The following is a 1,420-nucleotide window of genomic DNA, read 5'->3' on the forward strand; positions in this document are numbered from 1 at the left end:
CCGCTGCGCCGCACGCTCGCGGTGCCGACCGAGGCGCTGGCGCGCACGGTGGCGGTCGAATGGGAGGGGCAGGGCGAGGAATTGCAGCCGGCCACCATGCGGGTGACCCGGCTCACCACTACCGCCGTCGACCTGATGCCGGAGCGGCGCCAGCCCGCGATCCGGCAGGTCATGGACTATCTGGGCACCGACATGCTGTGCTACCGGGCCAGCGAGCCGCGCGACCTCGTGCAGCGGCAGGACGAGGCCTGGCAGCCATGGCTGGACTGGCTGGCGGGCGCCTTCGACGTGCGGCTGCCGGTCTATCGCACGGTGCTGCCCCAGGCCGCACCCGAGGGTGCTGAGGAGCGCCTGCTGCCGGTGGTGGAGGCGCTGGACGGCTGGCAGCTCGTGGCGCTGCATGCCGCCGTGACCATCACCCAGTCCCTGGCGCTGGGCCTTGCCATGATGGAGGCGGTACTGCCGGCCGACGAGGCGTTCGAGGTGGCGCAGCTCGACGCGCTCTACCAGGTGGAGCACTGGGGCGACGATCCCGAGATCACCAGGCGGCATGAGGGGCTGCGCGCCGATCTGGAAGCGGTCGAGCGCTTCGTGCAGGCGCTGGCACCGCCCTTGCGCATGTGAATGTTTGCGCGCCACCGTGCGGGCGCGCGTGAGGTGCATTGAGACTTGCAGGGGAGGCGCTGGCGGGGATGGCCGTGCAGACGATCATCGAGCAGCTCGAGGAGATGCGCCAGGCGGCGCGCCAGGGCGGCGGGGAGAAGCGCGTCCGCAACCAGCACAAGCGGGGCAAGCTCACCGCGCGGGAGCGGATCGAGCTCCTGCTGGACCCGGGCTCCTTCGAGGAGACGGACATGTTCGTCGAGCATCGCTGCGTCGACTTCGGCATGGAGAACCAGCGCATCCCGGGCGACGGCGTGGTCACCGGGCAGGGGACGATCAACGGCCGGCTGGTCTTTGTGTTCAGCCAGGACTTCACCGTGTTCGGCGGTGCTTTGTCCGAGGCCCATGCCGAGAAGATCTGCAAGATCATGGACCGGGCGGTGAGCGTGGGCGCCCCGGTGATCGGCCTGAACGACAGCGGCGGGGCGCGCATTCAGGAAGGCGTGGCGTCGCTCGCCGGCTATGCTGACGTGTTCCAGAAGAACGTGCTGGCCTCGGGGGTGATCCCGCAGATCTCGGTGATCATGGGTCCCTGTGCGGGCGGTGCCGTCTATTCGCCGGCGATGACCGACTTCATCTTCATGGTCCGCGACAGCTCCTACATGTTCGTGACTGGCCCGGACGTGGTGAAGACCGTCACCAACGAGGTGGTGACCGCGGAGGAACTGGGCGGTGCCGGGACCCATACCGGGCGCTCGGGCGTGGCGGATCTCGCCTTCGACCACGACATCCAGGCGCTGCACGAGATCCGGCGCTT

2 protein-coding genes are annotated in these 1,420 nt (G+C 69.4%); both read left to right on the plus strand.

Annotated features, from left to right (window positions below; all coding sequences use genetic code 11):
* Positions 1-624: ATP12 family protein (locus EQG76_RS27225; protein WP_159718123.1), on the plus strand; the 624-nt coding region annotated here is incomplete at its 5' end.
* Positions 625-692: 68 nt separating this feature from the next.
* Positions 693-1,420 (plus strand): acyl-CoA carboxylase subunit beta (locus EQG76_RS27230; protein WP_331463834.1); only part of this gene is annotated, 728 nt, incomplete at its 3' end.

Source organism: Geminicoccus flavidas, from assembly GCF_009806515.1.
Taxonomy (GTDB): domain Bacteria; phylum Pseudomonadota; class Alphaproteobacteria; order Geminicoccales; family Geminicoccaceae; genus Geminicoccus; species Geminicoccus flavidus.